General features: G+C 32.3%; 1 protein-coding gene. It reads right to left on the bottom strand.

Annotation, left to right across the window (positions count from 1 at the left end; all coding sequences use genetic code 11):
* Positions 1 to 881: 881 nt before the first annotated feature.
* A partial coding sequence (locus tag ACN0IC_RS15725) for a hypothetical protein (RefSeq protein WP_416879689.1) occupies positions 882 to 1101 on the bottom strand: 220 nt, incomplete at its 5' end.

Below are 1101 nucleotides of genomic sequence, written 5' to 3'. Positions count from 1 at the left end.
GAACAGAGAGAAGCGAGAGGAATCCCAGACTTAGGCCCAACCCTCTCTGTCTTGATATATTGCAAGACACGAACCACGTTTCCGGGACATTTTTGGGATTTTCTCATATCAATACAAACATACCAAACACACTTTTTCTTAAGTAGAAATACATGGGGAATCCAAATTTGAAGTCAAAAGTGCAAATTTCTCAACAATTTTCCAAAGTCAGCTAAAATGACGTAAATTGCTAATAAAGTGCGATCGCAAAATCGTCTAAATAATTTGTCAAAAAAAAAAGTCACAAAAAGTTTTCATCCAATCAGTCCCAAATTGAATCAAACTAATCTACATACTAGTGGGCTCATTTTGATTCCATTTGGAGTCAATTGGACCAAAACTGTGGCCGTGACTTTTTTTTTGACAAATTCAGTAATTTTCTGCCACTTTTGCACCTGTGCGCACTTTTTTGCTATAAAACGCGCAAAAATCAATTAAATCAGCCCAAATTAGTTTTTTCTGATAGTTTATATACTTGATGTTATGATATTTATAAATCAAATTTGTTTGATAACTATAAAATTTTGAAAATTCTGATCCATTTTAGATGAAAAAAATCACATTTTTTTAAAAATCCGGCATAAATTGTCAACTCAGAATTTTTTTTGAATATTCTCCAAAATCGTCAAATTTCAATATTTTTTCAAAATTTAAATTTTACCTGGTAGGTTTTATAAATACCTAACTCCCTAAACAGTTTTAGGAGCTATATGAGCAACAGTTTTTGAAAATAAGTATTTAAGTGACAAAGGTAGACATATTGTCACCCAAAAAGCCATTTTTAGGCCATTTTTGGGTATATTTTGTTAATTTACACAGTGAAGATGGCAAAATTGCCTTTTCTAGGTGTGATTTTCAGATTCTACAGCATTGTTTACATAAGAAATGGTCAAAGTTGGTTTCCCCAGAGCTAAATTTGATGAATAATAATTTTTGAACACCGATGTCCCAGAAACGTGGTTCGTGTCTTGCAATATATCATATAGACAAAAACTTACAGAATTATGTGTGTGCTGGTGTGATGACCCCTTCATTTGCTGCTCTGATGATACAGTACTTGTT

The sequence above is a fragment of the Litorimonas sp. genome (genome assembly GCA_029936425.1).
Taxonomy (GTDB): domain Bacteria; phylum Pseudomonadota; class Alphaproteobacteria; order Caulobacterales; family Maricaulaceae; genus Litorimonas.
Note: the sequence above shows the minus strand (reverse complement) of the source record. Positions and strands in the feature narration are given on the sequence as shown.